Origin of the sequence: Polystyrenella longa (assembly GCF_007750395.1) — a bacterium.
In the GTDB taxonomy this organism is placed as follows: domain Bacteria; phylum Planctomycetota; class Planctomycetia; order Planctomycetales; family Planctomycetaceae; genus Polystyrenella; species Polystyrenella longa.
Genome location: NZ_CP036281.1, coordinates 4924003 through 4947143 on the forward strand (window position 1 = coordinate 4924003; position 23141 = coordinate 4947143).

Annotated in this window: 11 protein-coding genes and 1 tRNA gene; 3 read left to right on the top strand and 9 right to left on the bottom strand. The window is 49.3% G+C overall.

The features are described 5' to 3' along the window. The first annotated feature begins 30 nt into the window (after nucleotides 1-30). Nucleotides 31-1467, top strand: coding sequence for a DUF1501 domain-containing protein (locus Pla110_RS18300; protein WP_144997880.1), 1437 nt, complete (start codon nucleotides 31-33; stop codon nucleotides 1465-1467). Nucleotides 1468-1718: 251 nt separating this feature from the next. On the opposite strand, the gene Pla110_RS18305 is transcribed toward Pla110_RS18300, so the two are convergent. Continuing rightward, nucleotides 1719-6431, bottom strand: coding sequence for a Calx-beta domain-containing protein (locus Pla110_RS18305; protein WP_144997882.1), 4713 nt, complete (start codon nucleotides 6429-6431; stop codon nucleotides 1719-1721). A gap of 741 nt (nucleotides 6432-7172) precedes the next feature. On the opposite strand from Pla110_RS18305, the gene Pla110_RS18310 reads away from it, so the two are divergent. After that, a tRNA-Pro gene (locus Pla110_RS18310) sits at nucleotides 7173-7246 on the top strand. A gap of 218 nt (nucleotides 7247-7464) precedes the next feature. Here Pla110_RS18310 and Pla110_RS18315 read toward each other — a convergent pair. The 4 genes from Pla110_RS18315 to Pla110_RS18330 all read right to left on the bottom strand — a co-directional run bounded on the left by Pla110_RS18315 (nucleotide 7465) and on the right by Pla110_RS18330 (nucleotide 14649). Then, a complete protein-coding gene (locus Pla110_RS18315) occupies nucleotides 7465-7896 on the bottom strand; it encodes a PACE efflux transporter (protein ID WP_144997884.1) in 432 nt (143 codons plus the stop codon). A gap of 298 nt (nucleotides 7897-8194) precedes the next feature. Beyond that, nucleotides 8195-10201 (bottom strand): PAS domain-containing hybrid sensor histidine kinase/response regulator, encoded by a 2007-nt coding sequence (locus Pla110_RS18320; RefSeq protein WP_144997886.1) that lies wholly within the window; start codon nucleotides 10199-10201, stop codon nucleotides 8195-8197. After that, nucleotides 10185-11702 carry an ATPase domain-containing protein gene (locus Pla110_RS18325; RefSeq protein WP_144997888.1) on the bottom strand — a complete coding sequence of 506 codons (1518 nt, stop codon included), beginning with the start codon at nucleotides 11700-11702 and terminating at the stop codon, nucleotides 10185-10187. The genes Pla110_RS18320 and Pla110_RS18325 overlap by 17 nt, the downstream gene beginning before the upstream one ends. Before the next feature lie 196 nt (nucleotides 11703-11898). Further along, a complete protein-coding gene (locus Pla110_RS18330) occupies nucleotides 11899-14649 on the bottom strand; it encodes an MGH1-like glycoside hydrolase domain-containing protein (RefSeq protein WP_144997890.1) in 2751 nt (916 codons plus the stop codon). Nucleotides 14650-15179: 530 nt separating this feature from the next. Here Pla110_RS18330 and Pla110_RS18335 point away from each other — a divergent pair. After that, entirely contained in the window at nucleotides 15180-15734 is a 555-nt protein-coding gene (locus tag Pla110_RS18335) for an antibiotic biosynthesis monooxygenase (RefSeq protein ID WP_144997892.1), read from the top strand. 19 nt (nucleotides 15735-15753) lie between these two features. On the opposite strand, the gene Pla110_RS18340 is transcribed toward Pla110_RS18335, so the two are convergent. The 4 genes from Pla110_RS18340 to Pla110_RS18355 form a co-directional block, all read right to left on the bottom strand. Beyond that, nucleotides 15754-18054 carry a PQQ-dependent sugar dehydrogenase gene (locus Pla110_RS18340; RefSeq protein ID WP_197440280.1) on the bottom strand — a complete coding sequence of 767 codons (2301 nt, stop codon included), beginning with the start codon at nucleotides 18052-18054 and terminating at the stop codon, nucleotides 15754-15756. A 228-nt stretch (nucleotides 18055-18282) separates the two neighbouring features. Continuing rightward, nucleotides 18283-19437 (bottom strand): aldo/keto reductase, encoded by a 1155-nt coding sequence (locus Pla110_RS18345; protein ID WP_144997896.1) that lies wholly within the window; start codon nucleotides 19435-19437, stop codon nucleotides 18283-18285. Nucleotides 19438-19809: 372 nt separating this feature from the next. After that, on the bottom strand, nucleotides 19810-22101 hold the full coding sequence (locus Pla110_RS18350; protein ID WP_144997898.1) for a SulP family inorganic anion transporter: 2292 nt from the start codon (nucleotides 22099-22101) through the stop codon (nucleotides 19810-19812). Between the two features lie 425 nt (nucleotides 22102-22526). Then, nucleotides 22527-22844, bottom strand: a complete 318-nt coding sequence (locus tag Pla110_RS18355; RefSeq protein WP_144997900.1) for a hypothetical protein — start codon at nucleotides 22842-22844, stop codon at nucleotides 22527-22529. Between the last annotated feature and the right edge of the window lie 297 nt (nucleotides 22845-23141).

Consider the following 23141-nt stretch of genomic DNA (forward strand, 5'->3'; position numbering starts at 1 on the left):
GCAATATTCACCATACCAGTGGAGAAGAATATGTCTCGTTATCGCGATCACTTTCAACTGGGTGCCCCTCGCACTCGCCGTCAGATGCTCCAACAGTCGGCGACAGGCTTCGGATGGCTTGCGCTGGCCGATCTGCTCAGTCGGGAACAATCAGCCTCTGCAGCCGAATCTGCTCCCCCCGCCGGTCCGCTGGAAGTCAAAGAACCCCATTTTGCTGCTAAGGCCAAACGGGTCATTTTTCTGTTCATGCACGGGGGCCCCTCTCACATGGACACATTCGAATACAAGCCGCTTCTGCAGCGTGATCATGGCAAACCATTGCCGTTCGACAAACCTCGGGTCTTTTCCGCTCAGACCGGTTCGTTGATGAAGTCGCCCTTCAAGTTTCAACAACATGGCGAATCGGGTGCCTGGGTTAGTGAACTATTCCCGGAAGTCGCAAAGCAGGTCGACGACCTGTGTATTTTGAATGGAATGCATGGTTCAAACTCTCGTCACGGGGGTGCTCTGTTAGAGCTGCATACCGGCAGCGACACATTCACTCGTCCCAGTATGGGGTCGTGGCTGAACTACGGGCTGGGAACTGAAAACCAGAATCTTCCCGGCTTCGTCACAATCTGCCCCAGCCTGACCCATGGTGGCATGAACAACTGGAGTGCCGCCTTCCTGCCCGCAGTTTACCAGGGAACGCCTATTGGCAATGCCGGACTACAGGCGAAAGATTCGCGGATCCCATACATCACCGGCTCAAACCCGGATGCTCTTCAGCGACTGGAACTGGAATACCTGCAGAGACTGAACCAACAGCGTCTGGATCAAACTGGCCCCGACGCGAAACTGGAAGGCCGTATCAAAGCGTTTGAACTGGCTTACCGAATGCAGATGGAAGCACCTGAAATTCAGGACATCTCAAATGAGTCTGAAGAGACCATGAAGATGTACGGCGTTGATGATAAAACAACCGAGGACTTTGGTCGCCAATGTCTGATGGCACGCCGCTTTTCAGAACAGGGTGTCCGGTTCGTTCAGGTCTCGCACAGCTACAAATGGGATTCCCACTCTAACCTGTTACGCGACCATAAACAGAATTCAAAAGAAGTCGACAAGCCGATTGCGGCTTTACTCAAAGACTTGAAGCAACGTGATTTGCTCAAGGATACCTTAGTCCTATGGGGCGGTGAGTTTGGACGGACGCCTGTCTCCCAGGGAGGCAACGGCCGTGACCACAATCCCGAAGGGTTCACCATGTGGATGGCCGGAGGGGGTGTGAAGCCGGGAATTCAATATGGCCGAACGGATGATTATGGTTATTTCGCCGTAGAAAACAAAATCCACTTCCATGACCTGCACGCGACGATGCTGCATCTGCTGGGATTGGATCATCTCAAATTGACCTATCGCTATGGCGGTCGTGACTTCCGGTTAACCGATGTCGCCGGCGAAGTGAAACACGACATTCTGGCTTAGAGCGATCACTATTCCTCCCTAGATAGTAAACCTGGAGTCGAGGTCAGAGGTTATCTCCATTTAGAAATACTCACCCGATTTTTAACGAATAAAAACAGCCGACCTCATCTGTTAATCCAGACGAGGTCGGCTGTTTGTTTTTGCTTTCATTCGTGAAGCATCAATGCCGACACGACTTTGATATTGCTTTAGAAAGAACAATAGCTTTAGGGAGAACTAATACTTAGGTAAGAGCTTTCTTCTAATGCTACTCAGCTAATGACTTTGTTCCGCCCCGATGCAAAAGTCTTTTCATCATCGTCGTCATCTTCATCGAAGTAGAAGAAGTCAATTCCGGCGAAGACTTCGTCGGTGGGAGATGAACTTGGAATCGGTGGAATTTCACGAACTCGGACATCGTCGTAACGTGTCCGAGCATTGTAAGCTCCGAGACCGATCTTACCCTGATTCAAAGTAAAGCTATTAGCCACAGTGGCGGTGGTAATCGCTTCGTTATTCACGATCAGTTTAATATTGTTATCCCGGACTTCAATCTTGACGTCGTATTCCTGCCCAACATTGATACTGCGTCCCTGATCATCCCAATCGACTAAAGCCAACCGATTTCCAAAGTTGCCCTGGTAATGTCCGATCACCCACTGATTCTGACCAGTGAACATACCCGCGTATTTGAAGTCGTTCGGGTTTTTGTAATCAAAGATGATGAAACCATCTTGCCAGCTTCCCGATTGAACCTGTGTAGAAATACGAGCGGAAATTTCGAAATCAACCGGCAAAGTGCCATTAGGTTCGATGAATGCTATCGCCCATTTATTTCCGATAGGTGCACTTGAATTCGATTCCAGCATTACGTCTTCACCGACTTCAATTGCCGACCAGACAGCGGGATTCGTTGGTTTAAAGTTTGGTGGGATCACCGGGGTTTCATCAAAGTCGACATCGAACTGTTCATCGATAGGTTCGATCGTACGCCCCTGATAAACTCGGTCACTTAATTTGAAGTTGTCGAAATGGGTTTCGGCGTTGTTGTTCGCCAATCCAATTCGGCCTTTGTTCAAATCAGTCACTGACCCGACAATGGTGCTGGCAATCCGCTCACCGTCAACGGACAGCTGGACTTGATTGCCATCGATCCGCACGTGAACGGCATAAGTTCGCTCACGCAATATTTTCCGACCGGAAGCATCCCAATCGACGGTCACGTATCGGTTGGACCAGTTGCCTTGATAGTGGCCGATCACCCATTCGTTCTGGCCGACGAGCATTCCTGCGTATTTGAAGTCATTCGGGTTTTTGTAATCAAAGACAACAAACCCGTCGTACCAACGGTTAACTCCGGTCTTGGCTGTCATCTCGACTGAGAACTCAAACGTCTGAGGCAATTCGGGAAGGCCGAGTAGCGAGAGTCCTAACCCAGCGAAACCAGAGGTGTCCGCCTGATAGTAAAGGTTACCATCAGGACCCTGTTCGACGCCCCAGTCTGAAGTATCGTAGGGGAGGAACAATTGAGCGCTACCATCCTCAAAATCTTCGATCAAGGGGAAGGAGCCATTGGACGCTTCGTGGAAACCGATATCCCGGAGTACGTCTCGGGCATCGCCGAAGTAGTCCGTTTTAGGAGCTTCAACACCTTCGTAACCACCAAAGAGTGGATCGTCTTCGAATCGAGTTCCTGCGTTGAGCGCGATCGAGTTGGGACTGACCCGGAAATTACCAGGTGCGACGAACATGGGATCGCCGCTAATATTCTTTTCTGGATCGGAAGGCGTTCGATTAATGTTGAAGGTCGTCATGCTTCCGAACTCGGAGGGGTAATTCACCCAGTCTTGTCCGTCATTATTCCAAAGCAAGTTCCTCATCACGCTTTCGAGCTGGGGAACATAAGGAGCATTGGCAACAATTCCGCCTTCATTATTGGCAAAGATATTGTTTCGAACTGAAAAACTATCGTCGGTAAAACTAGAGTGATACAGAGCAATCCCGTTATTTTCAACAACGGTGTTATTAATGATATCGGCGTTCAACAACCCAAACACGGTAGAGACCCGGAGATCAATCGCGTTCCCGTTGTTGTGAGCAATCAGGTTATTGTGAGCAATGGGTGCAACGACCGTGAAATTCTGATCGTTAATACTTCTTGTTGACTTACCCACAATTCCGTTCTTATTGTTCTCGATCGAGTTCGCAAAGATTCGTGGGGCCACCACACTCTCGGCTTTATCCGGGTTTACATCATTCAGGGAAGTGTTTGCAAGAAGATAGACACCCGCTCCCTCACTGTGCCCATAGATTTGGTTACCTTCAATCATGGGAGCAGAACGAGAGTCATTAAATTCTGTATTGAAAGAACTCACCAACACGCCGTTTTCGCCATTGTTGTGAATCTTACTGTAAAGAATCTCAACTTCGTCCTCGTTGATATCGTCACCATTTCGAGCAGTCACAACGAAGCCATTTTCCACATGTGAGTGGATGTCCGAATTTAGAACTCGGATATGAGGCTCATCTGTGCCAAAGATCGTAAACCCATTGATCGCATTTTTGACGGTCGTATTGCTAAATACCGTTTGCCCCTGAGCTTCTGCCGAGTAGAATACTCCAGCCCAAGGTCCGGGGGCCTCGCCTCGATGACTCTGGTCAGTAAAGATGACCGGAATTTGATTGGCCGCATTCGCGACTACTGCCCCTTCGATATATAATCCCGTTCCAGGTGCGAACTTCAATGTCGTAGCGAAATTTAGTGAAGGTTGAATCTGAAGAGTTCGTCCTGAATCGACAATGATATCTAGCAAAACTTCGTAATTATTGAACGGGGTGATGGGCTCATAAAGATGACCACCAAGAGTGCGTTTGGACTGCACATCATCATCTCGAACATCAATGGTATCGGACACCGAGCTGAAATTGGGAGCGGAAGCAAACAAGGTCACATCAAGTTGATCGCCATCAATCGCTCCATCATTCACGGTTTCAATATCGAACTCAACCGTGTCCACGCCCACAGGGAAAAAGAGAGTCTTGGGGGCATAGATTTCGGTATCATCGGAATTGATGACCTGAACAGTTAAGTCCTCTGTAAGATCGCCATTTCGAATGACGACAGCCTTGGCCGCTCGGGGACCTTCCTGCTCTCCAACGACATTTTTATCGATATCGAGGATCAACGTCAGTGGATCATCGTTATCAAGAATGATTCCTCTCGCGACATCGCTGATATCGTCGATATCTCCCTGAATCACTCGAGATACATAAACATTAAAAGATTCAACTGTCTCGGAAATGAGATCGTTGATGATCGGCACATTGAATGTCGTTGTGCCGCTGGTGGTACCAGCCGGAATTCGAATCTGAGTGGTCGTCGCTCGGTAGTCTCGACCATTAATGGCAGTGCCATCGGAAGTAGTCAGCTCCAGGATAACATCTTCTTGCGTAGCATAATTCAAGCTGACTTCAAAGGAGGCTGTGCCTTCATGTTCGCTCACAACGATATCTTCGAGTATGACAGAGACGTTGTCATAGGGCTGAACCTCAGCCGAAATTCGATAGTTCCCCAGACTTCCGTATTCGGTGTAACCATTGGGGTTATTTTCATCGAGCGGGACTCCCAACCCGACGCCAATAATCTCCAGGTAGTACAGTCCGCCCGCGGCTAATTCGTAACTGAAAGTAGAATTTAAAGTCGATGGATCATTAAAGAGTTGAACGACCTGGCCATTTTCGTTGTACAAGATTGCGAGAACATCGAGGTTCGCCGCTCCTGGTTCACCTCCACCCAGTGAGGGAACTGCTACGTCGAAATTGATTTGTCCTGGCCCAGCCCAAAAGCTGAACATGTCGCTATCGTCTGTCTGGCTGATGATTCCGAATAGCTCATCTCCGAAAACCTCACTATCGCCTTGACGAATGAGGTTGTAACTGTTGAAGAAATCGTTTCCGTAGTCATCTGGATAATATCCGAATCCGTTTTCGGTCGTGATGACTGTTAAGTCATCTTCCCCGTTGGATGAATCAAAATATTCCCCTTTACTCCACTGGGTCACCTGAGTTCGAAAAGGAGCACCCATCAATGGCCCCCAGGATGTTGCCCCCGTTCCACCGTGCCCAGGGTAGTATTCCAAATCCGAAGTTCCGTCGTGCTCTAACCCGAGTGCATGTCCGACCTCATGTGAAATCGTCATCGCCGCCACGTTACTACCGAACTGGTATTGGCCGTTGAAAGCAAAGACGGGAATATCGATGTCATCATTAAACGATTCGAGATAGGCGATTCCTCCGGCACCGGTGTTCATGGCATCGTCACCGATGACGACACGGACGCCCCACCTGAAGTCCGCAACTCCTTCTTCAACTTCTGCATTCTTCAAGTCTTCAAGATCTAGAGGCTCCATCGTCGTTACGTTCACATTGAACGGGGCAAAGTCTTCAGCGACTCTAGCCCAGATTTTGATAATTTCAATTTTTTCAGCTTCTGAGAAAGTCTGATTATCACCGTCAAAATCATAAGCAGGAGATTCGATGGTTTCCATGTTCGCAAAAGTATTCCAAGCAGTATCTGTCGTCGTGTGACCATCAAAATCTAGATAAATTGTATGGTTCGAGCCCGGATTACTGCTCAGTTCGAATGCCTTCGTCGTATCGTAGGCTTCAAAATCCTCCCAGAAAGTTCCATCACCTGGAATTGCCGAGATGGATGGATCCACATTCACTTCCACCAAGGGGTCGAAGTGTATCTCCCGACCATCTTCCGTAATGACGTGATCCTGATCCGGATAGCTAATCGTGATCGGTACGTGGACGGGTTCCGTGCTTTCGAGTCCAAAAAACGAGGCCATATCGGCGGAGAGCATCACTTTATCTTCAAGCTGTTCGATTTGCAGAGACGCAATTGAAGTATTTTTACGTCGATGCTGCGACTGAGCACGGAAGAAACGGTTCGTCAGTTGATACCAGGGAGAAATTCGCATGATCCAAACCTGTTGTGATACTTGAATGTGAAGGACGATTAAAGACGAATGATAATTAGTACGCAGGACTACCGACGTAAGGTTTTTACAGGAAATCTTTGCGTGGAGAGAATATCAGTGCAGTGTTGATGAAGAGATAAAAGACACGAAAACTGATATCAGAAGGTGATTTTGAATTGATTGGTGGAACTGGATACATCTTGAATTACCCAGAAACCACAGCTGATTGGTCTAAATAAATACGACTCGTCTATTCAGAACAGAATACCAGTCAAAATTGATTTAGAAGGCCAGACAAGAGACAACCAGGAATCGCTCAGAGAATGTTTCCAAACCCGAGAGTAGGACGACGGTGGAGCCTCAGGTAAGCGTTGATTCCACAGCCCTCAGTATGTTTCTCCTTTAAAATAAAGAGAAATTCGCTCGAAATGGCGTCGTTAAGGGTTGCGCAATCCGCACAATCACCCCCATCTATACACGACCCGCTATTTAGATTACACCATTTTTTCGAATGATAGTTCAAATTGTTCTAAATTAACGAAATTAACAATTGTGTCAGTTTCAGCCTTGAGAAATGACATTATTGCAATCGAGATGCAATAGCAGGCATAAATCTCTCTCAAAACAGTGGGTTTATGTGAACCATCTTGGAGATTACGAGTCTTCCTTGCGAGCGGGAGTTGACTCACGACGAACAAATAAATAGACTTCTCCCCTTGCAGATCAACCAACTGCAGAAATCGGGATGTAGCTCAGCTTGGTAGAGCGCCGGCTTTGGGAGCCGGAAGTCGCAGGTTCGAATCCTGTCGTCCCGACTAACTGAAAAAGCCCGTCGAAACAATCACGTTTCGACGGGCTTTTTTTGCGTTATATTTTAAGAAAGCTATGAAGGCCTTCTTCGAGGAACACACAACGGCCATCAGTCCTTTTCTATCCAATTCACCGCCAGGGGATGCCTCTCATTTGTCATGCTTGACTCGTCACGAACCGCGTTCTACTTTCGCAAAAGCCGCCACACTTTTCCAGGACATGATTAGCTGACCGTTTCTTCAGGCATTGGTATAGGAAATATGACGTCGTAGACCCAGTTGTAGACGAACGCATAGACCAGGAAGAAGACAGAGAACGAGGCTTCCAGCACGAACGACTCCTGCAGGGTAATTCCCAGGTGCCAGGCTATTACGGGAATCAGAATGGCAAGCAGGCCTGCTTCAAAGAGGACTGCGTGCAACACTCGGATAGAAGGAGATTTACGAACATTCTTGTAGATTCGCAGCATCGCGTGATCAAACAGGAAATTGTAAACATAGTTCCAGAGCATCGCGATTGTGGCATTGATTACACCAACAATTCCAGCATGGTGTAATGGCATTTCAAATGCCCACGCTCCCAATGGCGTCACGATAAGCAGGCCGATAATTTCAAAAAGGATCGCGTGGCGGATCCGGTCTTTAGTGTCACGCACAGAACTCTCCCCTGACGATCCGGGCCGTCCCGGACAAATTTCCCATCAGGGGGAGGTCGTCCTCACTTCTCTCAAGTTGATACATAAGGTGTCACACTTTTTTTATTCGATTCTGGACCATGCCCGAATAGAAAAGGCAGCGTGCTCCAAACGGTTTCTACCAAGAATGACAATCGTATTCTAACGACTAAGCAGAAATACGCGAAGACTGTTCAATCTGTTGTCCAAAGGACTTGGAAACTTATTAAAGACCACATACAGAGAGATTGTCTGAGTGAGTAAAGACGCTCGCATCCGGTCAATCAGAACTCTCATTTTTAGAAACATACTCTGCAACCATCGTCAACATTTCAATTCTGTTGATCGGTTTGCTGAGGTAGGCGTTGCAGCCACTTTCGAGACAGCGGGTCATATCTCCCTGCATCGCATCGGCCGTTAAGGCAATGATCGGTTTATCAAATCCCATCGATCGCAGTCGGGAAGCGGCCTGATATCCATCCATCGTTGGCATCTGCATATCCATTAAGATTAGATCCAGCTCTCTTCCATTGGTTGCCCCTCTTTCGACCATCTGGACTGCCTGCAGTCCATTCTCGACATCGATCACTTCTGCACCGGCATCAGTCAGAAATCGAGTGGTCAGGAAGCGAACATCTCGGCGATCATCGACCACTAATACGCGGCAATTGAGTACAGGGGAGGTAGTCACTTCCGATTCTGGAAGAATCTTGATGGCAGGTTCGTTGGTAGGTTCGATAGGGGTGCCTGAAGTTGTCGCCACTGCGTGGAGAATAAGAGAGAAGGTGGAACCAACTCCTGGTTCGCTGATCACTCTGATTTCTCCCCCCAGCATTTTGGCCAGTCTTTGACTGATGGCGAGTCCAAGTCCTGTGCCTCCGAAGTTCCGTGTAATGGATGCATCTCCCTGCTGAAACGGTTGGAATAGCCGAGTCGTCTGATCTTTATTCATGCCGATTCCGGTATCTTTCACGGAAAACACGATGCGTTCAGAATCCTGACTGACCTCCAATCGGACCCGCCCGACCTCCGTGAACTTGATCGCGTTTCCAATCAGGTTGACGAGAATCTGGCGAAGTCGTTTGGAGTCTGTTTGAATACTCTCCATCACGACCGAATCGACTTCCACTTCAAATTCAATTTCTTTCTCGTTAGCTCGTTCTTCAAGAAGCGTCAATGTGTTCTCGATAAACGGACGTAGTTCCAATTCCTCAAGTGCGATCTCCAGTTTTCCAGCTTCAATTTTGGACAAATCGAGAATGTCGTTGATGATATCGAGCAGGAAGCCTCCATTGCGTTGTATGATTTCCAGGTACTGCTTTTTTTCTTTATCTTCCTCACGCTCGATTAGCAATTCTGCATAACCCAAAATAGCAGTCATCGGAGTACGGATTTCGTGGCTCATATTTGCCAAAAACTCGCTTTTAGCAATACCGGCAGTCGTTGATTTTATCAACGCTTCTGAGAGTTTCTTCTCAGCCAGTTTGCGCTGATGGATGTCGGTACAAGTGGCATACCATTGTGTCACGTCCCCTTTCTCATCACGAACGGGCACAGCACGAGCAAGATGCCACTTAAACTTACCGCTGTTCGCCTCTTTGACACGAAATTCGCAGTGATACGATTTGTGCGATTCCATTGACATAATCCATCGAGACTCAGCTCGGGCGACATCATCAGCATGGATCACCTCGCAGGGATTGAACGCACTGAATACCTCCCGATCATATCCGAGAAACGTTCGGGCTCGTTGGTTCAGAAATTCGAACTTTCCCTCGCTATTTGTGATAAATACCATTTGCGGCATGGCGTCGGCCAGTTGCTGAAATTCACTCCGCCGATGATCAAGTGATTCGAGTAAACGACGCACGACATACTGGCGTTTACGGTCCTGAATCCTGGACCGGACGACACTGAGGAATTGCGCAATTTGCAAAGGTCTCTGAATGAGAGAGACATTTGCTGCTTGTTGCCATTTTACAAGAAGCGCAATGTTCACCTCGCTAGGCACGGTGAGAACTAAAATCGGCAAGTCCGACCAGGCGGGCTGTTCCCGCAATTGCAAACTTAGGCTGTTGGCCTGTTTCCCGTGCAGATGTTCTTCCGCAATAAGAACAGCACCCGCTCCTTTTTCGATCTCTCGACAGAGACAATCGATGTCAGCGCAAATATATGATTCGATATCGTGCTGATTAAAAAGCCGATTCGTTATCTCACCGTCTCTTAACGTCGGTGGAAGAATCAGAATTCGTTGAGGGCCTTGAACCGTCTCAAGATTCGGCATCATTCCCTCGTTTCTGCATCAAATCATTCAGATCCCCAATATAAGTCGGAGTTCCGGCGAGAATTCCATGGAACTTGGAGAGCGGTTCTCCCACCCGGATCTGGCCCTCTTCCATTTTGAATTCTCGAATGGTGCGTTCGTGAGCACTATCCCTTTTTTTCACTACTGAGATCGCCTGCCGGATTTCGCCCATAGCTTCAAAATAGCGAAACAAGACAACTGTATCCGCCAGGTAACTGGCATCAACCGGAGTCTGCATGGCAGTGCCTAACATCCCGTGTTGAGCAACGATCAGGAATGTGGCTATTCCACAACTTCCCAGATAGTTCAGCAACTCATGCATCTGAATCTGAAGGAAGCGTTCTTCGGGCATCGAACTCAGGAAGCCATTCAAGCTGTCGATCACCACTAGTGTTGCCGAGCGGCCATGTTCATCAGGTTGAATAGCTTGACGAACCATTTCAGAAAACTGACCCGGAGTAACATCCCCCGGGTTCACCTGATGGATCTGCAATAAGCCTTTTTCCTCCAAGGCTTCCAAGTCCATACCCAACCCAGCAGAACGGATCTTCAAAGTCTTCTTGCTTTCATCAAAGGCAAAGATGACTGCGCGTTCCCCCCGCTTACAGGCCGTGGCGGCAAATAAGGTAGAACAAGACGACTTTCCCACTCCTGCAGGTCCGAGCATCAGCGTACTCGTGCCAGGTTCAATACCGTTTCCCAGTAAAGCATCCAGTGACTCATTTCCACTTAACAAGGGTAACGTCTCAGGAATTGCAAATTCGTTGTAAGAAACGGAGATCCGAGGAAAGATATTCAGCCCGCCCCGTTCAATTTCGAAATCGTGCCAACCGCCAATAAACCTACGTCCCCGGTATTTCACGATTCTTAAACGACGTCGTTCGTCACCAAACTCGGTAGGAATTCGATCCAGACTGATTACCCCATGTGCAATGCTCTGTAATTGCAGGTCATTGTCGGGAGAAGTCTTATCGTCGAGAAAAATGGCCGTACAATCTCTCCCAACAAAAAATTGTTTGAGTGCCAGAATCTGGCGTCGATAACGAAGTGCATTCTGAGCCAACAGCCTTAATTCCGACAGCGAATCAATCACTACCCGTTTCGGGTTTAACTTTTCGACCTGCTGTAACATCCCTCGGGTGGTCTCGCCAAGCTCGACTTCGGAAGGCTGAAACATCGTGTATTGAGAATCTGAGTTCAGTGATTCACTGGGATCGACGAGTTCATGAATATGGACATTCTCGATGCACCAGCCATGCGATTCCGCGATCGCCTGCAATTCCGGCTTCGTTTCCGAGAGAGAAACGTACATGACCGTTTCACCCTTATTAATTCCGTCGAGCAGAAACTGCATTCCCATCGTAGTTTTGCCAGTACCAGGATGCCCGTCCAGCAAATAAATCCGATGGGACGTCAACCCGCCACCGAGGAGTTTGTCGAGCGTCAGGTTTCCGGAACTAATATCATCTGAGCGTTGAGACACTAAATCGGACTCCGAAAGTATTGGTTGGCAGTGACGACAGAACAAGGAAATTGGCAGCGAAACTTCATAGGTAGAAAGGGTCTGATTATATTACCAGAGCCACTTCTACTGGAATAGGGGGGCATAAAAAAACGGCGTTAAGGTCACTCGGCCGGGCCGATTGACGTTAACGCCGAAATTAGATGAGAGATCGAACTCAGGTTCCTTGTTCAGCCTCTTCCGGTTCCATCACCCCGGGAGCTTCTTCTTCATTTCCAGGTGTTTGCCCGGAGCGAGAGGCGAGCGTCTGCAGAATTGGTAGAATCAACGCGGTCCACCCTGTCTGATGGCTCGCTCCCATACCTCGACCCGTTTCCGCGTCGAAGTATTCGTAGAACAGCACCAGTTCGCGCCAGTTCGGATCATTCAAAAGCGTCTCCGTACGGGCATAACTGGGCCGGTCCCCTTCCTCGTCGGACAGGAATAACCGGGCTAATCGTTTACGAATTTCATCAGCCACTTCCTGGAGATCCATATAGTTCCCGGAGCGTGTCGGACATTCCACCCGGAGCGTTTTTCCATAGAATGCGTGGTAACGCTCGAGCGCTTCGATCAGCAGGTAATTGAGCGGGAACCAGATCGGTCCACGCCAGTTCGAGTTGCCACCAAACAAACCGGAATCGGATTCCGCCGGTTGATATTTGACACAGAGACGTTCTCCGTTCAATTCATATTCAAACGGATGTTCTTCATGGAATTTAGAGAGCGAACGAATTCCATAGTCCGAGAGGAATTCATCCTCGTCGAGCAGGTACCTCAGCATCCGCAACAATCGATCGCGTGTTGGAATTGCGAGCAGACGCTGTCCGCCGGTCTGGGTTTCCGGATCATGCTCCATATAGGTCATGAACTTGCCCAGGTCGGGTCGACTTCGAAGAAACCAATTCATTCGTTTCTGAAACCCGGGGAGTTTTTCGATCGTTTTATCAAACAGCACATCCACCGTGAATAAGGGAATCAAACCAACGATAGATCGAATCTTCAGAGGTATGCTGCGACCTTCCAAATGCAGGTGGTCGTAATAAAAACCATCTTCTTCGTCCCACAAGCCGGTTCCATCCAGCGAGTTCATCGCTTCCGCAATAGAGACATAATGCTCGAAGAATTTCGAGGCCATGTCCTCATAAGCGGGGTTACCATCGGCTAGTTCAAAGGCGATGGACAACATGCTGGAACAGTAGAAAGCCATCCATGCGGTGCCGTCCGCCTGTTCTAGGTGTCCACCGGTCGGTAACGGTTTGGAACGATCAAATATTCCAATATTATCCAGCCCCAGGAAACCACCGCTGAAGACATGCTTACCCCGGATGTCTTTTCGATTGACCCACCAGGTAAAGTTAATCAGCAGCTTCTGGAAGACACGTTCGAGGAATTGCCGGTCACGTTTCTCCTCGGTCGCGGTCATCTGATAAATACGCCAACAAGCCCAGGCATGTACAGGCGGATTGACATCGCTGAAGTTCCACTCGTAGGCCGGTAGTTGCCCGTTGGGATGCATGTACCATTCCCGCAAGAACAGCACTGCCTGATCCTTGGCAAACTCGGGATCGATCTCCGCGAAGGGAATTAAATGGAATGCCAGGTCCCATGCCGCGTACCAGGGGTACTCCCATTTATCTGGCATCGAGATAATGTTGCGATTATACAAATGCCCCCAGTCCGCATTCCGGGTGCTGGGTGCACCAGGAGAAGACAGGGTCGGCTTAATTTGTTCTTTGCCCGAGTTCTCCAACCAGCGGGGAATCACGTAGTGATAAAATTGTTTGGTCCAAAGCAACCCGGCATTCGCCTGCCGCATAACTTGTTGTTCATCCAGACTGAGACCGGGCGCGATCAATGATTTCGCGAAACCATCCGCCTCTTGAACTCGCTTTTCAAACGCGTCAGCAAACCCGGCACCGAAGGCTTCAACGGGACGCTGCTCGACAGCCGACATTCGCATCCGGAATTCGACTGATTCACCTGCAGGCACTTCACATTGATAATGAGCCGCCGCTTTTGTACCGGTCGGATTCGGATTGAGAACCCCTTCAACTCCATCCACGACTGCCAGATGGAAGGCATCTTTGCAGGAGGGCCGACGGCTATTCGGATCCTCAAAACGCCAACTGTTGGTTTCATTCTCGGTGAACAACCAGCGAGGCTGTTCACCATCGGGCCCGGCATCGGCGCAGATTTGAAAGTCACCCAAAGCCTCATGTTTGACGGCGACTTCGTTCTTGGCGACTTTAGACAGACTCGGTTTGATACTGGGGCGATCAATCGTCGGGCCCCAATCCCAGGTATTGCGGAACCACCAGGTCGGTAGAAAGTGCAGGGGGGCCGCCTCTGGTCCGCGATTGAACACGGTCACCCGAATCATGATATCTTCATCGGCTGCCTTACCGTATTCCACCTGGACATCGAAGTAACGGCTCTCATCGAAGATGCCGGTATCGGTCAGCTCGTACTCTTGTTCATTACGAGTACGCTGGGCATTCACTTCTCGAAGGTGCGAGTAGGGAAACTCCGCCTGAGGGTACTTGTATAATGCCCTCAGATAGGAATGTGACGGAGTTGAATCGAGGTAATAATATGCCTCTTTGACATCTTCTCCGTGGTTTCCTTCCGGACCAGTTAAACCGAACAGACGTTCCTTGAGAATTGGGTCCTTACCATTCCAGAGAGTCAGCCCGAAGCAGAGCCGGCATTGTCGGTCACAAATTCCAAGCAGACCATCTTCGCCCCATCGGTAGGTTCTCCAAGTTGCTTCCTCATGGGTAAAGTTTAACCACGGGTCACCTTCGGCCGTACTTTCGCGCACAGTCCCCCATTGACGTTCCGCGAGATAGGGCCCCCATCGCTTCCAGTTCGACCCTGTCTCTCGCTCTGATTCCGCTTTTAAACGCGATAATTCCGCTCCGGGCATGTGCAGCCTTGCCTGTTATTGTTGCGAGCCGATTGCGCCGAGAATCCTGCCTTACGCTGACAGTGTAGTCTCATTGCTGATCGCTCGTTCGAAGTTCTGTCTATCAAATCTAAATATTGCGAATACCGTACCTGAATAAATTACTCACTCGGCTTCCAACACGTGCTCAGAGGGTGGTGCCTGAAACCTCGTCTTGCTCGGCTTCCCCCAAGTTATTCCCTGACCCGTCTCTGATAGGAATTTCTCTTATTTCGTCGCGATGCGGGTCGGTACATCCAATCCTCTTCAGACGGATCCTCTTCGTCTTTTCTTCGTCAATAGAGTCGGAGTGTAGGGATGTTAGTCAGAGAGGACAATTTGAACAACAGGCAAACCAGTAGATCCTGACCTAAAAGGAGTCGCGCATGTTTCTGCGCACAGAACAAGTTCTCAGCACTTAGATCAGTTCTTCCTTTTCAAATCGGGCCGAAGTTCTAAAATCAACGGCGTCAGTTACTTTGACGCTTTGATTCTCCAGGACCCGAAACACAATGGCCACTTCTGCCCCTACCCGACAACAGGAAGTCCACTTGGCCGTTACTCTTCAGGTACGCCCCGGTCAGGAGGAAGAGTTTGAAGCCGCACTCGTTCGGTTTATCCAGAAGTCGCTCGACTTTCCGGGCACGACAGGTGTAAACCTGATCCGGCCCGCTCCGGGGACGGACTGCCGCGAATATGGAATTCTGCGATCTTTCCTCAGTGAGAAACATAGTCGGGCATTTTATGAATCGGAGATGTTCCACGATTACAAAGCGGAGACGAAACATCTCGTCGAAGGAGAAGCCAATATTCGTCCGCTGCACGGGCTGGAAGCTTTCTTCCGGGCAGGACGATCGGCCCCACCACGCTGGAAAATGGCCCTGGTCACCTGGTTGGGAGTCTTTCCAGCAGTTCTCTTCTGGTCACAGTTGGTGGGCCCGCCGCTGCACATGTTGCCAGCGGTGCTCGTAACGGCGATCTCCACGGTTCTAGTGACGATTACCCTGACCTGGTTCGTCATGCCCCTCCTGACCAAAATGTTCCGCCCCTGGCTGGTTAAGAAATAGTTGAGTCTGTCATAGTCTCCTATTTTTGCGATGGGGCTGGTTTTTTCTGTAATTCCATTATCCAGCGATAGAGCATCTCCTGACCGCGGGGATCAACGATATTGGTTGCCAGCGGTGGCATTTGGCGAACACCACGATGACCGGCCCTGGAGTAAAGTTCAGACAACAGAGGAGCCCCGGGTAAAACAACGGCGCCCCCCAAAACCGTCAGATGACCATGTAGCGGCTCCTGATTCAGAACGTTCATTTTTTTCAACTCGGTATGAAATCGAAGATCCTGGCCACCGGCGGCTATTCCATCCGGTTGATGGCACATGGCACAGTTAACGTCCAGCCAGCCTCGGGCGTATTGCTGAACTTTGCTTTCCGGTAACTTCAGTTGGCTTTCCTCATGCTTAACGTCCTTACTCCGGTCTAAGTTTCCGAATCCCCATTCCGGGTACGCTTCCAATGCATCCGATGATTTCGCCAGCTTTTCCTCGAAGACTCCAAGCTTGTTGAGATAATCCAACTGATTCACATGTTGATCATGATAATCGAGCGTGTGATTCATTTGTCGAGTATTCAGACCGAGTACAAATCCCGCCTGTTTCGTATGACAGGTCATACAGTCGGTTCGCGTGGGGAAATAATACGGCTGATTCACCATTCCCTCTTCGGTTTTTATTTCCAAAGATCGTAGTCGCGATCCTTCCAGAAGTTCGGCATCAGTCCCTTCAGCGTTATACACATAGGTGTAACCCGCCCATCCGGAAGGAGAATGAACGAGCAATCGGGTCTCCAGTCGCTTTGCCCCCGTGAGAGTCGTACGGTCCTGATGCATCCAGAATGTTTTGACAAAGAGTGTGCCGACAGGAAACTCCCATTTGTCCTGTTCATGAAAGACGACTTTTCCTGCTTCGGGCAAGGCAATATAGCGATCTTTGACGGCATAATCAGACCAGAAGGGCATATTGAGTTCATAAGGAATCAAACCCTTCACAGGCTTGTTCTTTGAAACAGAGTCGAACAAACCTGCCTCAGAAAGCAAACGAGGAAAACTGTTCGCTTTCTCAAACACCTCTGCCGGTCGCTGTTTCAGCCGGTACAATTCTCCTTCAAACGTACAGAGAATCATTTCGCCTTGCTGATCTTCACCAAATGCGGCGATGCTCAAACCGGTGTTAGCAACACGCTTATTCTCCGTTGTGATCTGTCCGTCATGACGCAACATCCAGACATTGCCGCTGAGGTAGTCGCCGTAGAAATAGGCTCCTTCGAATTCCTTCAACTGACTGCCGCGATAAACGATGCCTCCCGTAACCGACTGCCCCTCACCACGGAAATATTCTGCCAGCGGATCAATTAAATCTCGCTTTGTTTCCGGGGATTGTGGTTCGAAGTTGTGTGTGGCTTCACGGAGATTCCAACCGTAGTTACCCCCTTTTACGATCAGGTCCACTTCTTCGAATCGATTCTGTCCAACATCACCGGCATATAATTGCCCCGACTCCCGGTCGAAGGCCAAACGCCAGATATTGCGAACACCATAGGCCCAGATTTCTCCGCGGGCATTCTCACGCTCCACAAATGGATTGTCTGCGGGAATCGCGTACATCAATCCCTCGTCCTGATGATCAACATCGATTCTCAAAATGGAACCGAGCAGCGTTTCTAGATTTTGTGCATTGACGAAAGGATCGTTCGCTTTGCCACCGTCTCCCAGACCTATGTAGAGATAGCCATCGGGACCGAACTTAAGACTGCCACCATTATGATTAGAGAAAGGTTGTTCAATCTCGAGCAATTTCAATTCGGTATCGCGGTTTACTTTATTTGCATTATCCGCCGATACGGTGAAACGAGAAATAACGGACTTGCGTGAATCCTTCTTTTCTCCTGCAGTTGAATAATAGACAAAGAGGTGTCCGTTCTCTTTGTATTTGGGATGAAACGCGAGCCCCAGCAATCCTTCTTCGTTTCCTTTACGAAGAACAACGTCCTTTATATCCAGGAACAGAGTGGTTTCTGCAGTCTCATTTTTATTGTCGAACAGAAGAATCTGTCCTTGTTGCTCAGCAACAAAAAGGCGGTTGGTGCCATCATCTGGATACGTCAATTCGATGGGGCGAGTGAATTGCAGATTCGGGAAGACACGGACCTTTTCCAACGGCACGGGATCGGGATCATACATAAACCGTGATGTATCAACGGGAACAAATTCTTCCGACAAGGGCCAAGTCGCTACGGTGTCCTGCTGAAGGGTAGAGTTTGACTCCGCCTGAAGCGGACTTCCATTAAGAGCAGTTAAGGCCACACCCACCACGATAACGCTGTGCATGAATGCCAATTTATAATCAAAATGAGATTTAAATTTCCTCTCGCACCGCGCGCTGTTTAGATTCAACTTGATGGTATTGGGCATTGTTCTCTCGATTTAAGGTGCGGGTCATTGGGTTGATTTCCGAAACAGGGAGGAGAGGATTTCGTTTACATCTGAATTCAGATCAGCCGATCAAAACTGAATAAGAGCTGATTTGTCACAAGGGATGATTTGACATTTTACTGGTTAAGTTTTGGCGGTCGGAGTGGGTGCGTTCTGAGCGATTAGCCTTTCGCTTTTCAAAGTCTCCCAGAACGAATCTGGTATGGAGACCGTCATGGATTCGGCATTCGCTCTCGCTTGACCGGCATTGCGGGCACCGGGAATCACTGCGGAAACCACTTTTGGTGCTTCGCAGAATTGCAGGGCCGCCGTTCGCAGGTCAACGCCGTGATCACCTGCAATTTTCATCATACGCTCCCGTTTTTCATTGAACCCCTCCGGGATGTTGCTGCTGTAGTTGTAGCGATCTCGACCGGCCAGGAACCCTGCATTCAGGGGCGCCCCAATCACAACGGAAATGCCACGATCTGCCAATACGGGAAATGTTTTATTGAGAGCTTCTTCGTGTTCCATTAACGAATATTGAGTCGCCAGCAGGAAGATATCCGGGTCGGCGACATCAACTGCCTTCAATGCCGGAGCGGGACGGTTCACTCCAAAGCCCCAGGCTTTAATAATGCCCTCCTCACGCATTCGAGTGAGTTCAGGCATCGCTCCTTTTCTGGCAACTTCGAAGTACTCTGTCCAATTCTCTTTCATGTCCGGGTTATCGGGAGAGAGGTCATGAATGAAAACGATGTCGATCTCGGAGACTCCCATTCGTTGTAAACTGTCTTCAATAGAGCGACGAGTTCCTTCCGCCGAGTAATCATACTCATAGTCAAATGAAGATGGATTTTTCCAGAGAAGATCGGCCGGGGGAGCCTCGGCTGCTTTCAGCAAGCGTCCGACTTTTGTGGAGAGTACGTAATCGGTTGGTTTCTGATTATGCAGGAACCAGCCAAAGCGACGTTCGCTCAGCCCCAGTCCATACCAGGGAGACGTATCGAAATAGCGAGTGCCGGAGTCCCAGGCGTTTTGCATCGCTGCGAGGGCGTCCTCGTCCGATGTTGGAGCGAATGCATTCCCTACCGCAACTCCCCCTAGGCCAAATCGCGTTTCGGGTCGATAATGACCTTCCAGATGATTCTTATTTTTCGGCAGTGGCTCGCCTGTTTGATTTCCCTCTATCGGTAAGACGGAACCAATTCCAGGTGCGGCAAATAAAGAACGACCAGCCAGCGCGACAGTTCCTGCGGCAGCCATTGTCTGTAGAAAGTTGCGGCGATTCGATTCCATGTTGTTCTCTGCACTAATTGAGTTGCGTTATCGACTAATATCCCGTCTTCGACAAGTTCCCATCTACCAGAACTATCAGGTAAATGACTGCATACAGGATATTGTTGGAGCAAACTCTTACTAGACAAGATAAACAAATGTTTCCAAGGGGTGCTTCAACCTCATTTCAAGGCAGCGATTATTCCAGAGACCTCTGGCAGGATTCCCATTCTCCCGAGCAATCCAGAACCAGTTGCCCTATATGGAAGCAACTTTTAATACATAAGTGTACCGGGTGTTTATTACCAGCTATAAAAAACGATCTCCCCAGAGAACAAAACCGGGTGGCTGGTTTTTGTCCTTGGGGAGATCTGACCGGAGTGCCCTTCCGGTTTATCGTTCTACTGCCATCGATCCGATGGCCGAGGGGTTCGATTCCGTCATTAAGATTTCAATCGCACCACTTTTCACGTCGTACAATCCACCAACAACCATCACCTGACCTGCTTCCAGAGCGTCATGGATAACTCGGCTGCGTTTGATCACTTCGTGAACAGTATGAACAACATTCGCCCGCGCGATTTCATCGACGAATTCTTCCTGTTCCAATTCATTCAGATTTCCGAATTTCGTCAGGTCGGAAGGTTCGAGAGAAGGTTCGATCTCGTCTACGATCTGTTGCAGATGCTGGCAACCCGTGGCCGTTTCGACATCCTGTCCCCCATGCAGCAGTTTGACGGAAGAGGTGACTGCTCCGCAGCGGGAATGCCCCAGGACCATAACCAACTTCACACCGGCAACTTTGACGGCGTATTCCATACTGCCGAGTGTCTTAGTCCCGACAATATTACCTGCCACACGAACACTGAAGATGTCGCCAATCCCCAAATCGAAAACCAATTCGGCGGGAACTCGGGAGTCAATGCAACTCAGGACAACTGCCAATGGGTTTTGCCCAGCGGCTGTAGCGTTCACTTGTCGAGCTAAGTCCCGGGTTAAACGACGTCCTGATTGAAAACGCTGATTCCCCTCGACAAGGATCTCCAGAACCTGCTCGGGGCTGATCCGTCCTTGAAGTTCCCGGGAGGTAAAGTCAGCGAATTGGATGTCATCTTGCAGCTGATACCTCTTACGGAAGCCCCTCAGATTGACCAGCACGTCTCGATTAGGAGCAATGTGTTCTTTGAAATCTCGAATCAAACCGAGAATATCAGGATCAATGTAATCCGTCCCTGAGGCATCGATCAGTAGTTTTTGGCCCGGTTTCAGATTATTGAAAAGTCTGTCCAGAGCCGCTTTATTGAGGAAGCTGACCTGATTGGCGAGTTCAATGTGAATGATATCTCCGTCAAGGTGTGTCTCGACAATCTGCCGAATCGGACGGCGAACGTTGGACGCCAGAATAAAGACGAGGCTGGTTGCCAGACCAATCAGAATACCAATTAACAAGTCTGTAAAGACAATCGAAACGAGCGTGACGATAAAGGGAATGAACTGATATCGACCTTCGTCCCACATTTGCTTCATCAGTTTGGGACTGGCAAGTTTCAAGCCTGTTACAAGCAGAATCGCCGCCAGCGAAGCCAGCGGAATCATGTTCAGGTAGCTTGCAAAGAACATCACAAAGACCAGCAGAATCACCGCATGGAAGATGGCCGAGAGTTTCGTTTTCGCTCCCATGTTAACGTTGACAGAACCACGCACGATTACTGAAGTCACCGGCAAACCACCGATGAGCCCTGCGGTAATATTCCCCACTCCTTGGGCAATCAGTTCCCGGTTGGGAGGTGACGAGCGTTTTTCTTTATCCAGTTTGTCGACAGCTTCCAGGTTGAGTAAGGTCTCCAGCGAAGCAACGATCGCGATCGTGAATGCGGCGACATAGATGTCCCCGTTCGTAAACTGACTGAAATCAGGCATCGTCAGAAAAGAGAAGAATTGACCTGGAGAGTCCGCAACCGGAACAGCAACCAGATGAGCCTTTTCGATAACCCAGTTGGAACCCAGCCGCTGAAAGAAGAATTGCAAACCCACACCCATGACGACGATCAGAAGTGGAGCAGGAATCGGGAGCTTTTTGAGAAACGACACTCGATCCCAAAGCAGTAGTATTGCGACTGCGGAAAGACCGATAACGGTCGCTCCGAGGGTAATATTTCCTTCGATCAGCGAGGAGATGACCGCACCGATTTCACTGAACGTATTTTCCTTATCTGGTTGGCTGAACGCCATATCCCCTTCTGGGTCGGCATCGTGACCGAACAAGTGGGGAATCTGTTTGAGAATCAGGATCACGCCGATTGCTGCTAGTAACCCCTTAATCACGCTCGTGGGGAAGAAGGAAGAAAGCGCCCCGGCGCGAAAGACACCCATGGCGATTTGCAGCACCCCCGCCAGCACTACCGCCAGCAGAAACGCTTCGAACGATCCCAGGATCGCCAACTGGGCCAACACAATGGCCGTCAAACCAGCGGCGGGGCCGCTGACACTGGTGTGCGATCCACTGATCGCACCAACGACCAGACCGCCAATAATGCCCGAGAGAATACCGGCAAATGGATCGACGCCCGAGGCAACCGCAATTCCGAGACAAAGTGGCAACGCCACCAGGAATACAACAACACCGGCGGACAGGTCTTTAGGTAAATTAGCTAGTGGATACTTCGCCAGACGAGGTGTCGACATGAAACAGGCTCACTTTATTATTATGAAGAGTTTTTTAGGATGACCCCGATCCCGTGCCTCTTATTCATTACTGAATGACCAGATTTACTGGACCAGAGAAACAAGATATCGGTTGATATTTTTCCACCCGACCTACTTTTCTGCCGGGATCCCTGGCCCATAGAAGCGCTATAAGCAACAGGAGAGAATGAAGTTCGGATATGCAGACCGGCCAGAATCCGTGCCAGAGAATTCTCCGCGTATCTTTCGCGCAAACGACGGCTCTATAAGGAGTTGCCATCTGACACAAAATTTGAAATGCGCGTGGATCCGACCCCCAGGGCAGGCGTATACGGATCGATAACCGCATTAAGAACACAGTGGAGAGGCATCCACTAGTTAGAGAACTGGGATGGACTCAAAATCCGGCGCGCAGCGCGAGCTATTTAGCAGCGTAGGGGGGCTACGTCACCTGTAAACAGGCGGTGCCCATCGTAAATCCGATTGGGATGTTGACGCTTATTCGTTAGAGAGTCGGGACGAAAACCATCACTCGTACCGCGAGCGACTCTCGGAGGCAGACTACGGCGATTACGATCAGTTCCGTTCTCCGTACGACGGATCTCGCCTCGTTCCTGAAGAGTTTCGACTTCTGCAAGTTCGTACAGCGTAAACTGAACCGACAACTGTCCCGAAAATGGGAAAGATATCGCCAGAATAATGAAGAACAATCGCTGTGTAACAAACTGCAGTGAGTCGTACATACGCTATGTCCTGAGTCGAAAAAATGGAAACTTGAAACGCCCGCAGGCGTTGTCATACCTTAAAAATATCCTAGAGACCTACCCATGGTTGGTCAACTTGAACTCATTAAATTCAGATAAATTTGGGCACAGTCGCCTTCACATTTGAGATGGTTGATATGGAGTTAAACATCCCAAATAGAGGGATTTGCTGTTCTGCTACAGAGAATAGATCGTATTGAAAAAGCGGAGAAATCAAGCCTGATTCCGGTATTTCGTTGAAACTCTCCAGATATGGCCTAATGATCGCCTGAGATC